14 protein-coding genes are annotated in these 15,827 nt (G+C 65.2%); 6 read left to right on the plus strand and 8 right to left on the minus strand.

All coding sequences use genetic code 11. The annotated features are described in order from the left end of the window. The coding region (locus AC2VON_RS22785) for a hypothetical protein (protein ID WP_486954902.1) at nucleotides 1-306 on the plus strand (306 nt) is incomplete at its 5' end. A gap of 37 nt (nucleotides 307-343) precedes the next feature. On the opposite strand, the gene AC2VON_RS22790 is transcribed toward AC2VON_RS22785, so the two are convergent. The 7 genes from AC2VON_RS22790 to AC2VON_RS22820 form a co-directional block, all read right to left on the minus strand. Beyond that, nucleotides 344-1,738 carry a site-specific integrase gene (locus AC2VON_RS22790; RefSeq protein ID WP_081285079.1) on the minus strand — a complete coding sequence of 465 codons (1,395 nt, stop codon included), beginning with the start codon at nucleotides 1,736-1,738 and terminating at the stop codon, nucleotides 344-346. Between the two features lie 352 nt (nucleotides 1,739-2,090). Continuing rightward, nucleotides 2,091-3,701, minus strand: a complete 1,611-nt coding sequence (locus AC2VON_RS22795; RefSeq protein WP_225337320.1) for a hypothetical protein — start codon at nucleotides 3,699-3,701, stop codon at nucleotides 2,091-2,093. Then, on the minus strand, nucleotides 3,682-5,061 hold the full coding sequence (gene mycP, locus AC2VON_RS22800; RefSeq protein WP_036474042.1) for a type VII secretion-associated serine protease mycosin: 1,380 nt from the start codon (nucleotides 5,059-5,061) through the stop codon (nucleotides 3,682-3,684). Before mycP ends, AC2VON_RS22795 begins: the two co-directional genes overlap by 20 nt. Continuing rightward, complete coding sequence (gene eccD, locus AC2VON_RS22805) at nucleotides 5,061-6,476, minus strand: type VII secretion integral membrane protein EccD (protein WP_036473487.1); 1,416 nt, start codon at nucleotides 6,474-6,476, stop codon at nucleotides 5,061-5,063. The genes mycP and eccD overlap by 1 nt, the downstream gene beginning before the upstream one ends. A gap of 3 nt (nucleotides 6,477-6,479) precedes the next feature. Continuing rightward, the gene (locus tag AC2VON_RS22810) at nucleotides 6,480-8,057 is read right to left on the minus strand and encodes a MinD/ParA family ATP-binding protein (RefSeq protein ID WP_036473488.1); all 1,578 of its coding nucleotides are present in this window, start codon (nucleotides 8,055-8,057) and stop codon (nucleotides 6,480-6,482) included. Between the two features lie 33 nt (nucleotides 8,058-8,090). Next, on the minus strand, nucleotides 8,091-8,939 hold the full coding sequence (locus tag AC2VON_RS22815) for an ESX secretion-associated protein EspG (protein ID WP_225337319.1): 849 nt from the start codon (nucleotides 8,937-8,939) through the stop codon (nucleotides 8,091-8,093). Beyond that, a complete protein-coding gene (locus AC2VON_RS22820) occupies nucleotides 8,914-9,144 on the minus strand; it encodes a hypothetical protein (protein ID WP_081284089.1) in 231 nt (76 codons plus the stop codon). The genes AC2VON_RS22815 and AC2VON_RS22820 overlap by 26 nt, the downstream gene beginning before the upstream one ends. A gap of 576 nt (nucleotides 9,145-9,720) precedes the next feature. Between AC2VON_RS22820 and AC2VON_RS22825 the strand changes: the two genes are divergently transcribed. The 5 genes from AC2VON_RS22825 to AC2VON_RS22845 all read left to right on the plus strand — a co-directional run bounded on the left by AC2VON_RS22825 (nucleotide 9,721) and on the right by AC2VON_RS22845 (nucleotide 14,953). Further along, nucleotides 9,721-11,361 carry a ParB/RepB/Spo0J family partition protein gene (locus tag AC2VON_RS22825; protein ID WP_036474044.1) on the plus strand — a complete coding sequence of 547 codons (1,641 nt, stop codon included), beginning with the start codon at nucleotides 9,721-9,723 and terminating at the stop codon, nucleotides 11,359-11,361. Between the two features lie 78 nt (nucleotides 11,362-11,439). After that, nucleotides 11,440-12,318 (plus strand): ParA family protein, encoded by an 879-nt coding sequence (locus tag AC2VON_RS22830; RefSeq protein WP_036473494.1) that lies wholly within the window; start codon nucleotides 11,440-11,442, stop codon nucleotides 12,316-12,318. A 4-nt stretch (nucleotides 12,319-12,322) separates the two neighbouring features. Continuing rightward, a complete protein-coding gene (locus AC2VON_RS22835; protein ID WP_051641681.1) occupies nucleotides 12,323-12,556 on the plus strand; it encodes a hypothetical protein in 234 nt (77 codons plus the stop codon). Between the two features lie 760 nt (nucleotides 12,557-13,316). Then, entirely contained in the window at nucleotides 13,317-14,249 is a 933-nt protein-coding gene (locus tag AC2VON_RS22840) for a ParA family protein (RefSeq protein ID WP_036473497.1), read from the plus strand. Between the two features lie 332 nt (nucleotides 14,250-14,581). Continuing rightward, nucleotides 14,582-14,953, plus strand: coding sequence for a hypothetical protein (locus AC2VON_RS22845; RefSeq protein ID WP_486954903.1), 372 nt, complete (start codon nucleotides 14,582-14,584; stop codon nucleotides 14,951-14,953). A gap of 243 nt (nucleotides 14,954-15,196) precedes the next feature. On the opposite strand, the gene AC2VON_RS22850 is transcribed toward AC2VON_RS22845, so the two are convergent. Further along, on the minus strand, nucleotides 15,197-15,781 hold the full coding sequence (locus AC2VON_RS22850) for a hypothetical protein (protein ID WP_139813795.1): 585 nt from the start codon (nucleotides 15,779-15,781) through the stop codon (nucleotides 15,197-15,199). Between the last annotated feature and the right edge of the window lie 46 nt (nucleotides 15,782-15,827).

Genomic DNA, 15,827 nt, shown 5'->3' on the forward strand with positions numbered 1-15,827 from the left:
GAGCCCACCGTGCAGCGAATCACCGCCCAGGTGGAGCCAAAATTCATGCAGAAAAACGACCCAACTGGGGCCAACTCAGGTGATCACACGCAGGCGAACCGCACGATTTGTCGCCACATGCCGCGCGAGGTCCTATGCGTGGTCCAGGTTTGTGGCACGCAGCGGCGGGCGAACAACGCCGCTAACGATCGCTGCAAAGCTTCGTCAACCGGCAACGTGGCGAAGTCATATTCCTTGACCCGGCCCGCAGCGTTGCAGTGGAAAACAACCAAGCCCTGCGGTGCCAGCGCCTTGGGTCGACGGTGATCGGAAGGCGGAAGCACTGCGGGCCGGCCACGCACAGTCATGTGCCGCCGCCTGCCCAACCGAAGTCATCAACGTCTTGAATGCCTTCCGATTCCCGGGCAATACGCGCGAATACGGCATCCAGCTCAGGCATGGGCGCTGGCACCGGATCGACAGCATCTGCCAGCATCGAGCGCAGTTGCAGATCAGCTACCGGTGCGAGGTAACGCTCAACGGTGGTTTCCCGGGAAGCGTGACCGAGGAGATTTTGCACCATGAACCACGGATCGCCGTAGAGATGGCGGAAGTCCCGACGATCCTCAGGTGTCAGCCCATACCGTTGATCCATCAAAGAATTCAGCACGACCAGCATGTAGAGGGCAAAGCTGTGCCGTGCGGAATGCGGTGTGGCATAAGGCGCATACACCTTGTGCGGATCCAACCCGAGCCGCTGCCGCGGAGTCAGGACCGTATCGCATCGGCGATTAGCCGCGGTGAAAACACCGTCCCACGAATGCACCTGAAACGGCAGTCCCTGCTCATTCAGCCACAGCCACAACGGCTCAAGCCCATGTTCGCCTTCAACAAACAGGGTAATTCGCTCATTGACGGTCAGGCTGTTCAATTCACGTCGCACGATGGAGCCATCCGGGCACCGCCATACCACCAGCGGGCTAAGACCGCGGGTTATCTCAGTGACAACACGCCGCTCCACCAGGCGTTCATAGCGCCGCGCCTGCTGCGCGCCGCGGACCGCGAGCGCGCGGGAGGAATCGCAGTAAGTCTCCACCTCAGCGACAGCATCAGCGGCAGCGTAGAACGTTCTCGGTTTCTTCGCCCTGGTGACCTCGGCGGCGATCCGTCCTCGACAGTAGCGGCTCGTATCCCCGCGACGGGCCGGGACTTCAACTGTCAGAAGGGAACCACCCTCGGCTCGTCGAAGACCCGATGTCACCATCAGCCGCACATAAGCGACGTTGCGGTCCTCTAAACGTCCACCCCAACCGCGGTCAAGCACACCGTCGCAGGTATAGCCGCGTAGCCCGACATCAATCCACCGCCGCCAGCTGCGAGGCGTAAGCCAGTGCACATTACTGCGGCGCACATCCTTCGCCCGTGCCGCGGGCACCGTGACCGCCGCGCCATCACGAGCGATCACACGCTTCATCGCTACGGGACTACGCGGAACATGCCGGTGTTCGGAAGCCCAAGCGTAAAAGCTTGCCAACGCTGACAATTCACGATCCCACTTCGCCCCGCCGATACGGCGAGGATTGTGCTCGGCGAACCGACGCCAATGCTCATAGTCCTCGACATCATCACGGGTCGCTTCCCACCAACCCACCTTCTTTGCCCACAGAAAGGTCAAAAATAAGCGCAGGTCGGTCACATGGTTGCGCCGTGTCTCAGCGGTGTAACCGCGAAAGACTCTCGTCTGGGCATACGCGGACAGCCGCGCGTCGACTCACCGCTCCGGTGACAAAAAGATAGGGTCACCCGGCCGAACCCCAACCGATTCTTCGCGATTCGCGAGATTAACCCAGCCGGCTAACAGCCGCGGTCGCACACCCTGAGCTGAGCATGCACCCGGAACCCAGAAAACTCGCCAGCCCACCAAGCGAAACCCTCCCGCGACTGGTTTGCTGACCAGCCACCGCGCCATCCCCAGACTGCACTCAAAAAAACCCTGAACCTAGTCGACACGCCGACTCGGCAGGGAACGGTAACGCCGGCATCCGCTCAGGCAGCTCGACCGTATCGGCGAGGAATTCCTCTGGGGTAGTCGACATGACCTTTGACCTCGCTTACTCGTTGGGCACGGGAACAAGGCGCGTGCTAAGCCACTGACGGCCATGCGCGGTGGTGATGTAGAACAGGTCCGGGTGCCGGCCGTCCTGGGTGATGACGATCGTCGTGGCGGGAGCCTGAGCAGACTGCGGGCGGCGCAGTGTCACCGTGATCGCACCGGTGGGTGCATCGCTGCTGGCGTCGCTGACGACAATCGCGTCAGGCGGCGGTGTGGTAGGGCGTATCGAGAATTGTTGCGGCGCCGCGTGATTGGCCAGAGCGGTCCACTGGCGTGGATCGGCGGTGTAGAGGGCAACCGGCTGGCCTGATAAGGCGAGGCGGGCGATGATGCCGATGTGGAACTGTCGGGTGCCGGTCACCGTGATCCGCACCGGCTCCGGTGAGGCCAGCCCCAGATATACCGGCTGGCGTGCGCGGTTATAGCCGATCGGAACACCGATCGCCGCCGTCGGCCACCGCAGCGCCGCCAGTGTTGACGGCGCCACCTCGGTCGCCGGCAGCTCGACGTCGGCGCCCGCATCGATGCCGGTGGCTGCCAGCACCGGCGCGATGTGTCGATGCAATCCGTGAAACCCAGTAAGGCCCGGCAGTTGCCGGGGCGGCCGGCTGGCAGTCAGCGTGCCGACCACGGCTTCGACGGTGGCTGGTTGGCGGCCGCGTGAGCGTATGGTGACCGCCACCCAGGTGGCCTTGGTGTGCAGGGTGGTGAGGGTTTCCAGGACATCGGGCAGCGCTGCGGGATCCACGGCGTACACGGCGCGGAAGCCATCGGAATACTCTGTGCCAGTCCAGGTTTCCTTGCGCACCGTTGCCGACGGCGGTACGAACCGAGGAAGTTCTTCCTCGTCGCTGAGGGTGGCCAGCCATCCCCGTTCCCGCAGTTCGGCGATAAGCCGGCGCGCCACGGTGTCGGCTAGCGCCGCGCGATGCGGTTGTGATTGCGAGGTGTCGTCGTCGGAGGTCACGCCGGGAGGAGTTCTCAGTGTGGTCCGGCGGGCGGTCAAGGCCCCCACGTTGTTTTCTGCGCGCAATGTGTAGCTCAGCCACGTGTCGCGGTGCTGGCTGTTGCGGCCGCTGAGCAGCGGCGCTGAGTCGCTGCGCAATCCGCTGGCCGGTGGGGTGCGGGTCACCGAGCAGATGGTCAGCGCGTCGGCGCGCACCCCATAACGATCCAGCCAAGCGGTGATGAACTCCCACGGAAGCTGGTCGCTGTGGTCGCCGGGGGCGCTCAGTGCATGCGGATGGGTGCGCAGGTGGATGACGATGCGGGCTTGCAGCGCGCTCTCCCGGGGCGTCGGCGGCGGCTGCGCCGGGGTTGCGCTGCGCCTGCGGTGACCGGTGCGTTGGGAGCGTTGACGGCGGTTATGCCACGCCATGGGAGTCCAGCGGGCCACCGTCGTCGACACGTGCTGGCCGTGCCAGGACCCCACGAATGCGGCGACCGCCGCGACCGCCGCGGCGTAGTGCCACCACTGGGGTGTTCGCCCTGGCGGCAGCAGCGTCGCCCACCCGAGCAGCAGCAGCGAGGCCAGTGTTGTCAGGCGCCGCCAGCTGGGCCACGCTGGGGAGAATCGAGACGACTCGCGGCTAGCGGGTGGTGCGACCACGGCGCATTCCAATCACGGTGACAGCGATGACGGCGGCGGCGATCGCCGCGATGCCCGCACCGAAGGCGATCAGGCGCGGCAGCCGATTATCCGGTGGCGGTGGTGCTGGCGGGGCGACTCGCACGATCGGCATTTGCGCCGGCAGGGCGTCACCTTGAGGGATGTCCCAGGTGAGCGCGGCTACCGGGTCGATGACGCCGGCCCCGACGAGGTTGGACGGTGCACGGGCGGCGTTGTGCGCCGAGGCGACCAGGCGGTTGACCACCTGACGGGAGGTCAAGTTGGGGAACTTGGAGCGGACCAGGGCGGCGGCGCCGGAGACGTAGGCTGCCGCGAAACTGGTCCCGTTGATGGCAACCAACGGCTCTTTGCTGGATGGCAGACCGTTGATGATGCCCGAGTTTGGGCCGTTGCCGAGCGAGACGACCTGTTCACCGGGTGCAGCGACGCCCACCCATGGGCCAGCCATAGTGAAGTTCGACGGCTGCCCTTCGGGGGTCAGGGAGCCCACTGACAAGACGTAGGGCTGCCAAAACGATGGGGTGGAGACGGTGGTGGCGCCGGCCCAGTTTCGGGAATCGTCGGGACGATTGGGATCGGTGAGCGGATTGCTGGTGCAGTTGCTCTCACCGGTGTTTCCAGCTGCGGCCACCACGACGATGTCCTTGTCGATCGCGGCGTAGCGCACGGCCGCGCCCAGCGCTGCTTGGTCGACCTGCTTGTAGACAGGGAAGCAGTCGATCAGCGAGAGATTGATGACGCGGACGCCGGGGATGTCGGCGGCGTGGCGGACCGCCCGCGCCAACGTGGCGACATCGCCGGCGGTCTTTGCTTGCTGGGCATCTTGTCCTGAGGGTGTCTTGGGTGCCCACTGCGCTGAGGTTTGTCGGATTGAGACGATCGCGGCCTCGGGGGCCACGCCGGCGAATCCGTCAGGGCCTTGCTGGGCTGCGATCAGCCCGGCGACCGCGGTGCCGTGTCCATCGCAGTCGAACAAACCCCCGGCGGGTGGATCGATGTAATCCCCGCCCGGGGCGAGGTTGGGCAGGCGTGGCTGTGGTGTGACACCGGAATCGATCACCGCGACCACCACTCCCCTGCCGCGTGAGGTTTTCCACGCTTCGGGCAGGTTGAGCATGGCCTGGCTGGGAGGCACCGCGGCCGGGTCGAACCCGGGCATTGCGCCGTAGACCTGGCATTGGCCGTTCTGGCGCATTTCTTGCCCTGGAGCGGGCGGACCGTCAGGGGGCAGCGCAGCTGGGTCGACGACGGGATATGCCAGCGCGGCGGCCTCAGGCACGGGGCTAGACACCACCAGCACAGCGATGGTCGCGGCGAGTGAGGCCAGTCGGCGGATCATCACAGTATTCCTCGGTTGCGGATGAGGCTGATCAGGCCGATGAGCCACAACATGGCCGGCGGAATCGTGATCAGCAGGGCGTTTTCGAACAGGTCCAGCCAGCGGCGCTGCGGGATGGAAAGCTCGCGCGGTTTGATGGCTGCAGCGCCGAGCAGCACGAGCGTCAAAGCCACCACGGCGGCTGCCGCGTACAGGCCCGAGACCAGGTGGCCGGCGGCGGTGAACGACACCGTCAACGCGATCGCGGTCAGAAAAGGGGTCGCCAGAAACCACAGTGCGGGGATCGCTGAGTCCCAGATCCGCATCCGCAGCACGGTGACGGTGGTGGTGACCACCACCAGCCACCACGCCAACAGTGGCGGTGCGTCAGGCAACCACACCACCAGCACCGATCCGATCACCGACAAGATCACCGAGGCCGCGATCAGACCGCTCTGGTAGGAGTTGCAGGTCGCGGTTTTACGGGGCAGATCTTCCAGTTCGGCCAGCGACGACGCGGCGGGTGTGGGCTCGCCTGGTGCGGGCACATTCGGTAGCGGGAAGCGCGCCCACATCGCTGACACCGTGGGGGCGTTGGAGGCCAACAGCAAGGACACCGCAAGGACTCCGCACCCCAGGGACAAGTACGGCAAGTGCCACAGGATGCGGGCGCCGGCCGCGGCCGCGACGGTGGCCGTCACGGCGACGACCGCGGTGTGGGTGGCCACCCAACTATTAGTGACGGCCAGCAGCAGCAACGACCAGGCGACCAGGAAAGCCGCCGCCAGGAAAACCCGCGGCGCCGCGGCATCACCCGGCACTACCGCGGCGCCGGCCAACGCCAGCGGCGCCGCGGCCGCGAGACCCAGGCGGCCGGCGGTAGCAAGCAGGCCGCGCCGGTACAGCCAGATGGTGACGGCGACGAAGACCACCGCGAGCGCACCCAAAGCTGCAGCCGACCACACGCGGTAGCCGCGGTGCCAGCCATAGATCGCCAGGCCGCACGTTAAGGTCGCCGCGGTGACCACCACCGCTTGGGCGGCGGTGCGCAACATGGCGTGCTCGAAGGGCTTGAACTGGCTGGCCGAATGAATCGCCGAGGCGTCAGCGATGTCTTCGACCACTGGCGGCGCCGTGGGGCCCGGCGGCAGCTTGCACAAGATGAGCTGCTCACCGTCATCGATGTTCAGCGTGGCCAGGGTGGCGTCCAAGCTAAACGGTGTTCCTCCGAGAGGCGCTAGCGAGTAAGGGCGCAACCCGTCGTCGTTGACGGCATCGGCTGGCACGTCGTCGTCGTCGCGACCCGTGGCCAGTGTTGCCCGGATCCGCGGAATCAGTTCCCGAATGGCGAGTGTGGTCGGCAGGGCCAAGTCCACCGCGGCGTCTTCACCGATGATGGCGACGCGGACTTGGCCGGTAGCGGCGGCCGGATCCATCGATCAGAAACCCCCAGTTTCAGTCGTTCGGTGCTGATGCGGCCCCCGGGCGGGATAGTGCTGGGCGATCGAGCCGGCCAACGCCATCAGGGCCTTTCGGGCTCGCGATTTGAGTTCCACGAAGGTGACATCGCGTCCCTCGGCGAGGTGGACGTCGTAGGGGATCCTGACCACGCTCACACCCGGGATCTTGGCGGTGAACTCCTGTTCGGCGTCATCGAGGTCCACCAACGGCTTGTTCTTGAACGTCGAATTCAACGCGATCACCGTGCGGGGCAACAGCCGCGCGAAACCGTGCGCCTGCAGCCACTGGATGGTGGTCCAGGCGCCGTTGAGTCCATCCGGGGCTTGAGAGGCCACCACGACCAGGCTGTCGACGTGATTGGCGATGGTGGAAAACAGCGGTGATGTGATCGCCGTGCCGCAATCGAGCAGGATGACGTTGTAGTGCTTCTTGAGAATCTTCATCGTCGCTTCGAAGTCTTGCGTGTTCAACGTGTACGAGGAGCGTGGATTGTTCTGAGCGCCAAGCATTTCGAGGCGGTCTTTGTTCTGCACGGTGAAGGTCGCGACTGTTGGATAACTGCTGGCGTCCTGCAGCGACGACAACGCCTCGATGTTGGCGTCGGCGCCGCCTTTTTGCTCGAACCGCGACGAGAGGTTGCCGAGATCGGTGTCGACGTCCACGGCGATCACCCGATCCCCACGCTCGCGGGCGATCGCGCTGCCCGCGGCGACGGTCATGGTCGTCTTGCCCACGCCACCCTTGGCGCTGACAAACGCCACCACGTAGACGTCGAGCAGCGGTGCGGTGATACTGCGGATGAGCTTGTCGTGCTCTTCTTGCTTGGCGCTGGGCCCGGGCGTGATGAGCCCGAAGGTCATTTGCGACACCAGCTTTCGCCAGCCCTTGCCTACAGGTCGGCGCCGCGAGGTGACGAACTGTTGGCTTTCGTCAAGCGCGCCGTAGCCGCTGGGCGCGAAGGCTGCCGGTGAGCTTGGCTGGTCTCCGAACAGCGGCTGGTGCGGGTCAGCGGCCGGCGGCTGCGAGGGCCCGGTCGAAGGCCAGCCCGCCGGCAGGTGCTGCTCATGCGGCAGCGGCGTGTCAGTGAAAAAGCCGTCAAGGCCTTGCTCGTGCTGCGGGGGCTGGCCGCGGTGCGCGGCGATCTGGTCGAGTGAGATCTCGGCGGTCTTGTCGTTAGACGTCTCCTCGACAGCCTGCCAAGCGGGATCCGGCTGGCGCGGTTCGGCATTGGGCCGCGCCGGTTCAGGCAGCTTGAACGTTGGCGCTCCGTGCGCTGCCGCATGTTGTGGCCGCGACGGCGGCGGCACTGGCGCGCGGGTCGGCGGAGGAGGCAGCGGCTGATGCGGCGCCTCGCCGCCGGGAGTAGACCCCTGCTGCGGAGGCGGTGCCGCCGGCCACCGCACACGCTGCCCTGGCCCGGTGTCTGGCCCGTTGCTGGGCTGCCTGCCGTCCTCCTGGGGGGCGGCCCCAGAAGGATAGGGGTAGCGCTGGTCTGAGGTGGGCTGTTCGTGGTGGGGGGTGTCGTCTTGGGGGAAGGAATCAGAAGGTGTGCTCATCGCTTCGGTTTCTACTTTCGGGTTGGTAGAGGGTCAGATACTGAAGTTTTCGTCGGGGAACCACGAGCCCGAGGGGAGGCGTTCGGTGAGGTCGCGCACCGCCATGGCGATCGAAAACGGTTCAGCGGGAGCGAAAATGGACACCCCGCCGGCACGAGGCTGCCCCGGTGTGGGGCTGACGAGGATCTGCCCGACCTCGGTGCTGATGATGTTGACACTGACATCGGTGTGATGGTGAGCGCCGTTGGTGGCCTCATGGGCGGTCAGTTCGACGGTGATGCGATCGCCAGCACGGGCCACTTCCATGATCTCAGCTTCTCGTTCGGGGATGCCCAGCTCGACGAGGGCTTCCATCAAGTCAGCGCCACGAGCGACACGGTCGTCGATGGCTTTGCCGGTGTCCATCGGCAGTGAGAACTCCTCGAAGCGAGCCGGCGGCTGATCGGGGGGCAATCCCGCGGTGATGATCGGCACGATCGCTTCGCTGTGGGTCAGCTGCAGCGGCGTGAGCGTCACCATCTGCGCGTAGCGCAACGCGACCACGGCATCTGGCGGTGAGGTGCGCGCCAGCACCCCCCGCAAAATCTGCTCGGGATCGATCATCGTGCGCCATTCCAGCCACTGGCGCGGCTGGCATACGGTCTTAACCGCCTGCGCGACAGACGGTTTGATGTCCCCCTCTGCGTCAATGACGCCGGCCTCAGCCAGCTCCGCGAGGCAGCGCTGGTTGAATGGTTCCCGCTCCGCTGGATCGACATAAGGGGCGGTGATCGCCAGCATCCACGGATAGGCCCCCACGCGCAGGTGGTCGGCGAGAAACCAGGCCTGGTGCGCATCGACCTCGACCGCGTCGTACCTATTCGTCATCGGCACCGGCTCCATCGGTGGGCAGCTTGGCTTCCTCCAATTGGGTCAGCACCGGTTCCAGGGCGCGCTCGACGATGAACGACATCGATGTCGACCAGCGTTTCTCTTGAGTCCGAAGCCGTTTGAGGGTCCGCCGGTTGAGACGGAAGGTAGTCGGGACCTTGTCGTCCTGGGCGAGAACGCGGGCACTCAACTCCCGTACCAGGTCTGATTCAGCCATCGGTCACCCCTTTCGCAATGGGTCTTTTGCCCGCGCGCTCGCAGTAGAGCACATAAAGCGGACACGGCAAATAGATCGCCTATCCCGTTCGCCAATCATGCCCTCGCGCAGCCATCGCGAAGGTTCGCACCCCGCAGAATTCGGGAAGCGAAGAAGTCAGCGCGACAACCGCGCGCACCAAAGCACAATGCGCGAGCCGCCGATGCCGGTAGGCAGTCTGCGAGTATGCGCGAGGCGCATCGCCCGGTATGCGCTCGGTATGCGCTATGCGTTTTCCCCGATGACCGCAGGGCGCGCGGCCCATGTCTCGCCAGTGTCGCGAAGAGCTGCCATGATGGGGACCACGCGAGTGAACCCGTCAGAGTCTTCCAGGCCCCTACCGCGTGCTATCCAATCCCCCGCTCCCCAAATCGTCACGTGACACGAAGGATTTGTTTGCGGTGGCCTTCGAGGGTTGGGTGATGCACGCTGCATCACGGCCGCAGCACTTTGGTCAAGCGTGCAAAGGCGCCAAAAGGCTTGCTGAGGCGCCGCGCGATTTATTACTCTAATACCGGTATTTAGAAAGGAGTGCTCGTGGCCCAAACGACAGCCCGCCCCGCCCGCCGAGCCAAGCCAGCCGGACGCAAAACCGCCAACCGATTCGCGGCCCTGGCCGGCGGAGACGCCGCACCAAGCACAGACCCCTCCCCCGCTACCGACTCCGCGGCGTCGGAGGAAGAAACCGGCCTTATCGCGGGCATGTCAGCCATGGTCGCCAACGAAGCGCACCGGGTCGTCCAGATCCACGTGGCCGAGATCGCACCGCACCCGTTCAACGATCCCCGGCGATCACAGCCGCAGCCTGGCGATCCCAAATGGGAAGACCTCCTCAACGGGGTACGTGCCAGCGGCGTACGGCTGCCCGTGCTGGTGGTCACCCGCGATGCGTTCATGGCGGCGCGACCATCGGCCGCCGACATCGCTGCCACTGCGCGCTACGTACTGGTCTACGGTCACCGCCGGCGCGTCGCGGCGATCGAAGCCGGCAGAGACACCGTCCCAGCCGTCGTCGACGACGCCATCATGGTCGACGACGGCGATCTGGACTCGATGGCTACCGAAAACCTTGGCCGCCAAGACCTCTCCGACCTTGCCGAGGGCGAGTTGTACGCGCGCTACTCCGAGATTGGACTTTCCCAACGCGCCATTGCCGAGCGACTGGGCGTCGACCAAGCCACAGTGTCGCGCAAGCTCGCGCTCAAGCTACTGGCTCCCGAAGTCCGCGACGCCGTCGACGACGGCCGCCTACCCAGCGCCGAGGCCGCGGCCTTGGCCGGCAAGCTGCCCTATGGCCCGCCTCGGCGCTGGCAGAAGACCAAGGACCCCGACCAGCTCAGCGACCTGCGCCACGAAGAACAAACGCAGGCCCTGCACCTGATCCTCACGCGTGGGATGATCGCTACCCGCGCCGCCGAGCGGGTCATCGCCGAGCGCACTGCCCGCGCCAAGGCCGACGAGTTAGGGATCCCCCTCGTCGAGGACCCCCGCGCCGAGCTCGGCGAGAACTACCACCTCCACCGCGTCCCCGACTACGAGCCCGGCGCCGAGATCATCGGCGCCATCAACCCCGCCTCAGGGGCCCTAGATCTCTACGCACGGCCCCTGGCCGGCGAAGGGTTGACGTCGACGACGTCGAGCATCGGCGACGCGGCCGCCGCGGACCCGGCCGCTCAGCCGGGCGCTGCTGAAATTCTCGACCCGCCAGCCGAATCGAACGCACCCCCGCCTCGAGAAGAAACAGGGCAGGATCCAGGCCACAGTGACGAACCGTCTCCGGAAGCCGCCCAGCGACAGGCAGACGCCCAAGCCGCGGCCCAGGCCCAACGCGCAAGGCGGGAATTCTGCGCGGTACTGATCAATCAGCAGCCCTCCAACGCCGAGCTCCTCAAGATACTGGTGGCGCAATACCTGTCCGGCGTGGCCGCGCGCAGCGCAACATCAGCGGTAAGCGCGCTGCTACGGGACTGGGACGCCACCGCTGACGGCCCAGCGGAGAAGGCGCGAAACGCACGGGCCTGGCACCGTGCGGTGGCCGCGGCTGAACTACACACCGCGGAACTCAAAGACAAGGCCTGGGACGACGACGCCGTCGCCCACGTCAACCTGCTCATCAACCGAGCCGGCTACCAACCGACTCCATGGGAACACCGCCAGCTCGAGACCGCCGGCGCTTAAACCATCCGCATCGACCGTCACAACCGCCTCGGGTGATGCAGGCTGCATCACCCGCCCCATGCTCAAAGGAGATTATCGATGTCCACTTACACCGTCGCCAACATGTCTGGCAGCGTCGGGAAAACGACGACCGTCGTGACCACCGCCATCCAGCTCGCAGGCTCTGGCCTGCGGGTGCGCGTCATCGATCTCGACCCCCAAGCAAACGCCAGCACCTGGCTGGGCTACCCCGACATCAGCGGTGTCACCATCGCCGATGTACTACGCCAGCAAGCCACAATCGACGACATCGAACGGCCCGCTCGCATCATCCAGGGTTTCACCGACGCCGGCGAACCCGAATACACCACCGACGAGGCCACCGAAATGCACATCGGCAACCTGACGGTCGTGCCCGCCGCCCGCTCGACTCTGGACAAACTGATGGTCGAACTACCGGCCGTGACCGGAGGCGTACTGCGCCTGCGGGATGCCCTCGAAGCGGCCACTCCTGTTGACGTCACCCTCATCGACTCCCCCGGCTCCAACAGCGCACTAGTCACCACGGCACTGATCGCGTCCTCAGTCGACGAGGACGGCCCTTCCGGCGGATGGGGATTGATCATGTGCACCAAACCAGCAGGCAAGGAATCAGAAGGCATCCAGGCGCTCTTGCAAGAACTCGCGATCATCAAAAAGACCTTCAGGATCGACATCCCGCTTTTGGCCATCGTGCCGTGCGCCGTGCCAGGCACCGGCGGCGTGTACCGCGAACAGATGGAGTACTTACAGGAAGGCTTCGGTGACAAGGTCACACCGGCGGTCCGACGTAGCTCGATCGTGGATGAGGCCTACACCAACTACCTTCCCGTCCCGCTGTATGGATACCGAGCCAAAGACGTCAGCAAAGACTACGAGAACGTCATTGACCATATGAAGCGCCAAGGAATGTTCCGCCCAGCAGCCATCAAAGCCTAGCTCCGTGGACGGCCCCGCCAAATCCAGCGACCTCAGCAAGGTCAATGTCCCCACCGAGCTGCACCACAGGGCCCGCGCGGCTGTGCGCATCGTCGAGCGCGTCACAGGCCGCCGCTACACCATCACCCAATTCATCGAGGAAGCTATCGTCGCCCAGCTGCGCGTAATCGAGCACGACTACAACGAGGGCCGCGAGATCCTCCCCGACCCACAACCCCTCGAACCGGGGCGACGCTAAGGCGCGTTGACAGCCCCGCCGCTCCACGATGAGCCGTCGGGCTCATGCGGCGACGCCAAATGCACACGATACTGAGGTCACGTTGCTGACCCGAGTGCGCACGCCGCCGCATTCAAGAACCCGGGCTGATTTCGCCTTACGCCCATGAGAATCCGAAGCCGCGACTCAGTGCCCTGGCGCCGCATCGGACACGAGGGGCGGTGAAGGGTCCTCCCGCTGCACGACCAGGCTCCCCCACTGCCGCGTCCATATAGCCCGTGTGACCTGCGATATCCGGGCGATAACCGGATAACGAGACGTGTGACTCGCGGGTATCGCACCGGATAACATGAGGGTCATCAACGGGTGACTGCCCGCCCTATGTGCGAATCTGCGTACGTGGCAGTGACGCCTGTGGTGCCGGGTCTAGCGCCGCATCGTTGTCGGCTGACCGACGCGTTGCCACACGCACGGACAACGCACGTATGCCCGTGTGGCGCAACGTCCAACGCCTCAGCCAACTACCCGTGCGGCCCACCGCGTGAACACACGGCGGTCGCAACGCTCTAGCGACCACCCGTGCACCCACAACATGTCCCGGACGCGCAGACGTCCGAATTGACGGCAGCACAGTGCCGTGACCACACGGGCCGATCGCCGCCCGGGCCCACGGGCGAAGGACCGTCGGTCGCAACGTCCAAATAGTGGGCTAGGTAACGGTTCGACTTCACGTCCGTGCGCCTACATGACATCTCGCGGGTGGGTACGTACGTTGCGACGCATGACAATGACTGGGCCCGATGCGCGGGCCATCCTCGTAGCGAATCAGAAAGGCGGAGTTGGAAAGTCAACGACCGTCGCCGCAGTGGCGGAAATGATCGCCGCCGCGGGAAAAAGGGGCCGTCGCGTGCTCGTCGTCGACGGCGACCCACAGGCCAACGTCACCGTCGAAGATCTCGGCGTCGACGGAGACCGCGGACAATCACTGGCCCAGACCCTGCAATTCGGTGCGCCGCTTGTCCCGGTGCGCAACGTACGGGCCAACCTCGACGTAGTCGCCGGCGGTCCACAACTTGCCGTCGTCGGCGCCGGCGCTCACCTGATGGCCGAGAACGGCATTGACATGGCCGCCAACCTGGAAAACCAGCTCGCCAAACTATGCGAAGACGAAGGCTATGACCTGGTCCTCATCGACTCAGGTCCAGGTGACGTACCGCTGCTCGATACCTATCTCACCGTCGCCAACTATCTGTTGATCCCCACCCGCGACGACCAAGCCAGCCTGGGCGGTGTCGAACGGTTGGCGCGACGCTTCTGGCGAGCACGCAAACTCGGTGCCTCCATCCAACTTCTCGGTGTGCTGCTGTTCGATGTCAACCCACGAGCGAAAAAGCGCAACCAGGACGTGTTCGATCAAGTCAGCGAAATGCTCGAAGGCAGCGGGACAACGCCGTTCGACATCACGATCCGCTCCGCACCCGCGGCCGCCGTCGACATGCGAACGCTCCACAAAACCGCCGGCGAACTCGTTGCGCTAGCCAACGACGACCGCCGAGCTCGACTGTCGAAGCTGCGCGACAACCAAAGTCCCGAGCGCGCCATGTGGACGAGTGACCCCACCGGCCTTGCCGCCGACTACCAAGAGCTCGTCCGCCAAATCGTCACACGGCTCGGCCGATACGAATCAGTGACGGCGGGGGAGCGGGTCGGATGAGCCCTTCACGCACCCGCGGCAAGCCGCTGTTCGACCCCGAGGCGCTCAATCAGGACCTGGACGAACTGTGGCCGGCCCGTCCACGCGCCGCTGCCGCGCCGACTCCACCGCCGGTTTCGCCACAACCGGCAGACACCGCTGTCAGTGCCGAACCGGCCCACTCTGACCCGCGGCCGGCAAGTGCCTCGGTCATCGAACCGGTACTCGCAAGCGCCCCCGCGACTGAATCGGCCCGCGCAACCACGCCAGCAACGACCAGCCCGGAACAGCCCACAAAACCGCGACAGACAACTACCGGACGGCCGAGCACAAGAACCCGTCCACCCGAGGTCTTGCTATCAGCGGAAGTCTACGACGAGCTCTACCGAACCCAGATCGCCGAAAAGAAGGTACGCCGCGGACTCGCCCGAACGATGGGCGCCATCGTCTTGGACGCCATCGAAACCCACGCGACGAAACTGGCGACAACCTGGACTACCCAGCGATACGCCGTAGGGGAGGGCCAACTATTCGAACGCCCGTCCTCGCACGCAGTCCCGCGGCGGCGTCGCCACGCAACCGCTCCACGCACCGTCGTTCTGTCAGGAGTGACAGCCGCAAACGGTCAACGGCTTGACAACCTCGTCGAGGCCTGGGCCGCCGGCACGCGAAGCGCACTCGTGGAACAAGCACTCAGATACGAATTTGGGCTCATCCCGGACTGATTCGCGCGAATTCGCCTGGCTGCGCGTCGCAGCGGGAACAAATTGCTGATCGCATCCTGATAAGTCACATCCGCCCGTCGCGAAGAGCGGGAGCAGCTGTTGACCCGCGAAAGTCCGCTACGGTCAAGTACTTTGCGCGCGAGGGTGACTGTGATTATCCAGCGTGGCGTTAGTCCCGCGGGATCTGTTCACGTCCAGTCGGTTCGGGGAAATCTGGCGCTATTCACCGATTCCCATCGGCGGTCAGATCGCGTTGCGCCCGGGTGGAGTGGCGTCCTCTTTGGGGCCGACGCGCCGCACGCGGGTCCTCAGATCGGGGTCGCTCAGGAAGCCGTCGATGAGCGGAACCGGCCCGCCGACACAGGTCCAGTCGTCGTCCCACAGCGTGGACACCAGCCAGGACCGATCCACCGGGAACATCAGGTCCGGCAGGCGAGTTGACCGCGACGACCATAAGTCGTCGGACCGCCAGCAGGCGGCCTGTTCTGGTCCGGCCTGTACGAGTACATAAGGCCAGTTCGCATACAACGTCACTCTTGGCGCGTCAGGGAAAACGACGTCCGCGGACCCAGTGTCGAGGTAACCAATCCACCACTGTTGATCCGGCGACTGTCTAGTGAGTAGTGCGACGATAGCCTGGTCGTGGCTCTGCTTTTCAGCTTGGGGCTTTGGCAGTAAAACGGTGGCGTAGTCATCGAATATCGGCGGGATCGCCGACGTGATTCTGACGCCGATCGAGGTAGCCGTGGTGATCCATGCGACATCCGCGCGCGTACCAATCGGCCAACTCTTGCCGTCTCGGATGACCGGACTCACCGCGTCGACCAACGCCGATAGTGTGTGTGCACCAAAGCATTATCTGTCGGGACAGTGG

Source organism: Mycobacterium sp. TH-M82, assembly GCF_057473605.1.

Bases quoted from the DNA above. Each gene is read 5' to 3' on its own strand.
- mycP (WP_036474042.1), bottom strand. From the start codon at position 5,061: ATGATCCGCCGACTGGCCTCACTCGCCGCGACCATCGCTGTGCTGGTG.
- eccD (WP_036473487.1), bottom strand. From the start codon at position 6,476: ATGGATCCGGCCGCCGCTACCGGCCAAGTCCGCGTCGCCATCATCGGT.
- AC2VON_RS22810 (WP_036473488.1), bottom strand. From the start codon at position 8,057: ATGAGCACACCTTCTGATTCCTTCCCCCAAGACGACACCCCCCACCAC.
- AC2VON_RS22815 (WP_225337319.1), bottom strand. From the start codon at position 8,939: ATGGAGCCGGTGCCGATGACGAATAGGTACGACGCGGTCGAGGTCGAT.
- AC2VON_RS22820 (WP_081284089.1), bottom strand. From the start codon at position 9,144: ATGGCTGAATCAGACCTGGTACGGGAGTTGAGTGCCCGCGTTCTCGCC.
- AC2VON_RS22830 (WP_036473494.1), top strand. From the start codon at position 11,440: ATGTCCACTTACACCGTCGCCAACATGTCTGGCAGCGTCGGGAAAACG.
- AC2VON_RS22840 (WP_036473497.1), top strand. From the start codon at position 13,317: ATGACAATGACTGGGCCCGATGCGCGGGCCATCCTCGTAGCGAATCAG.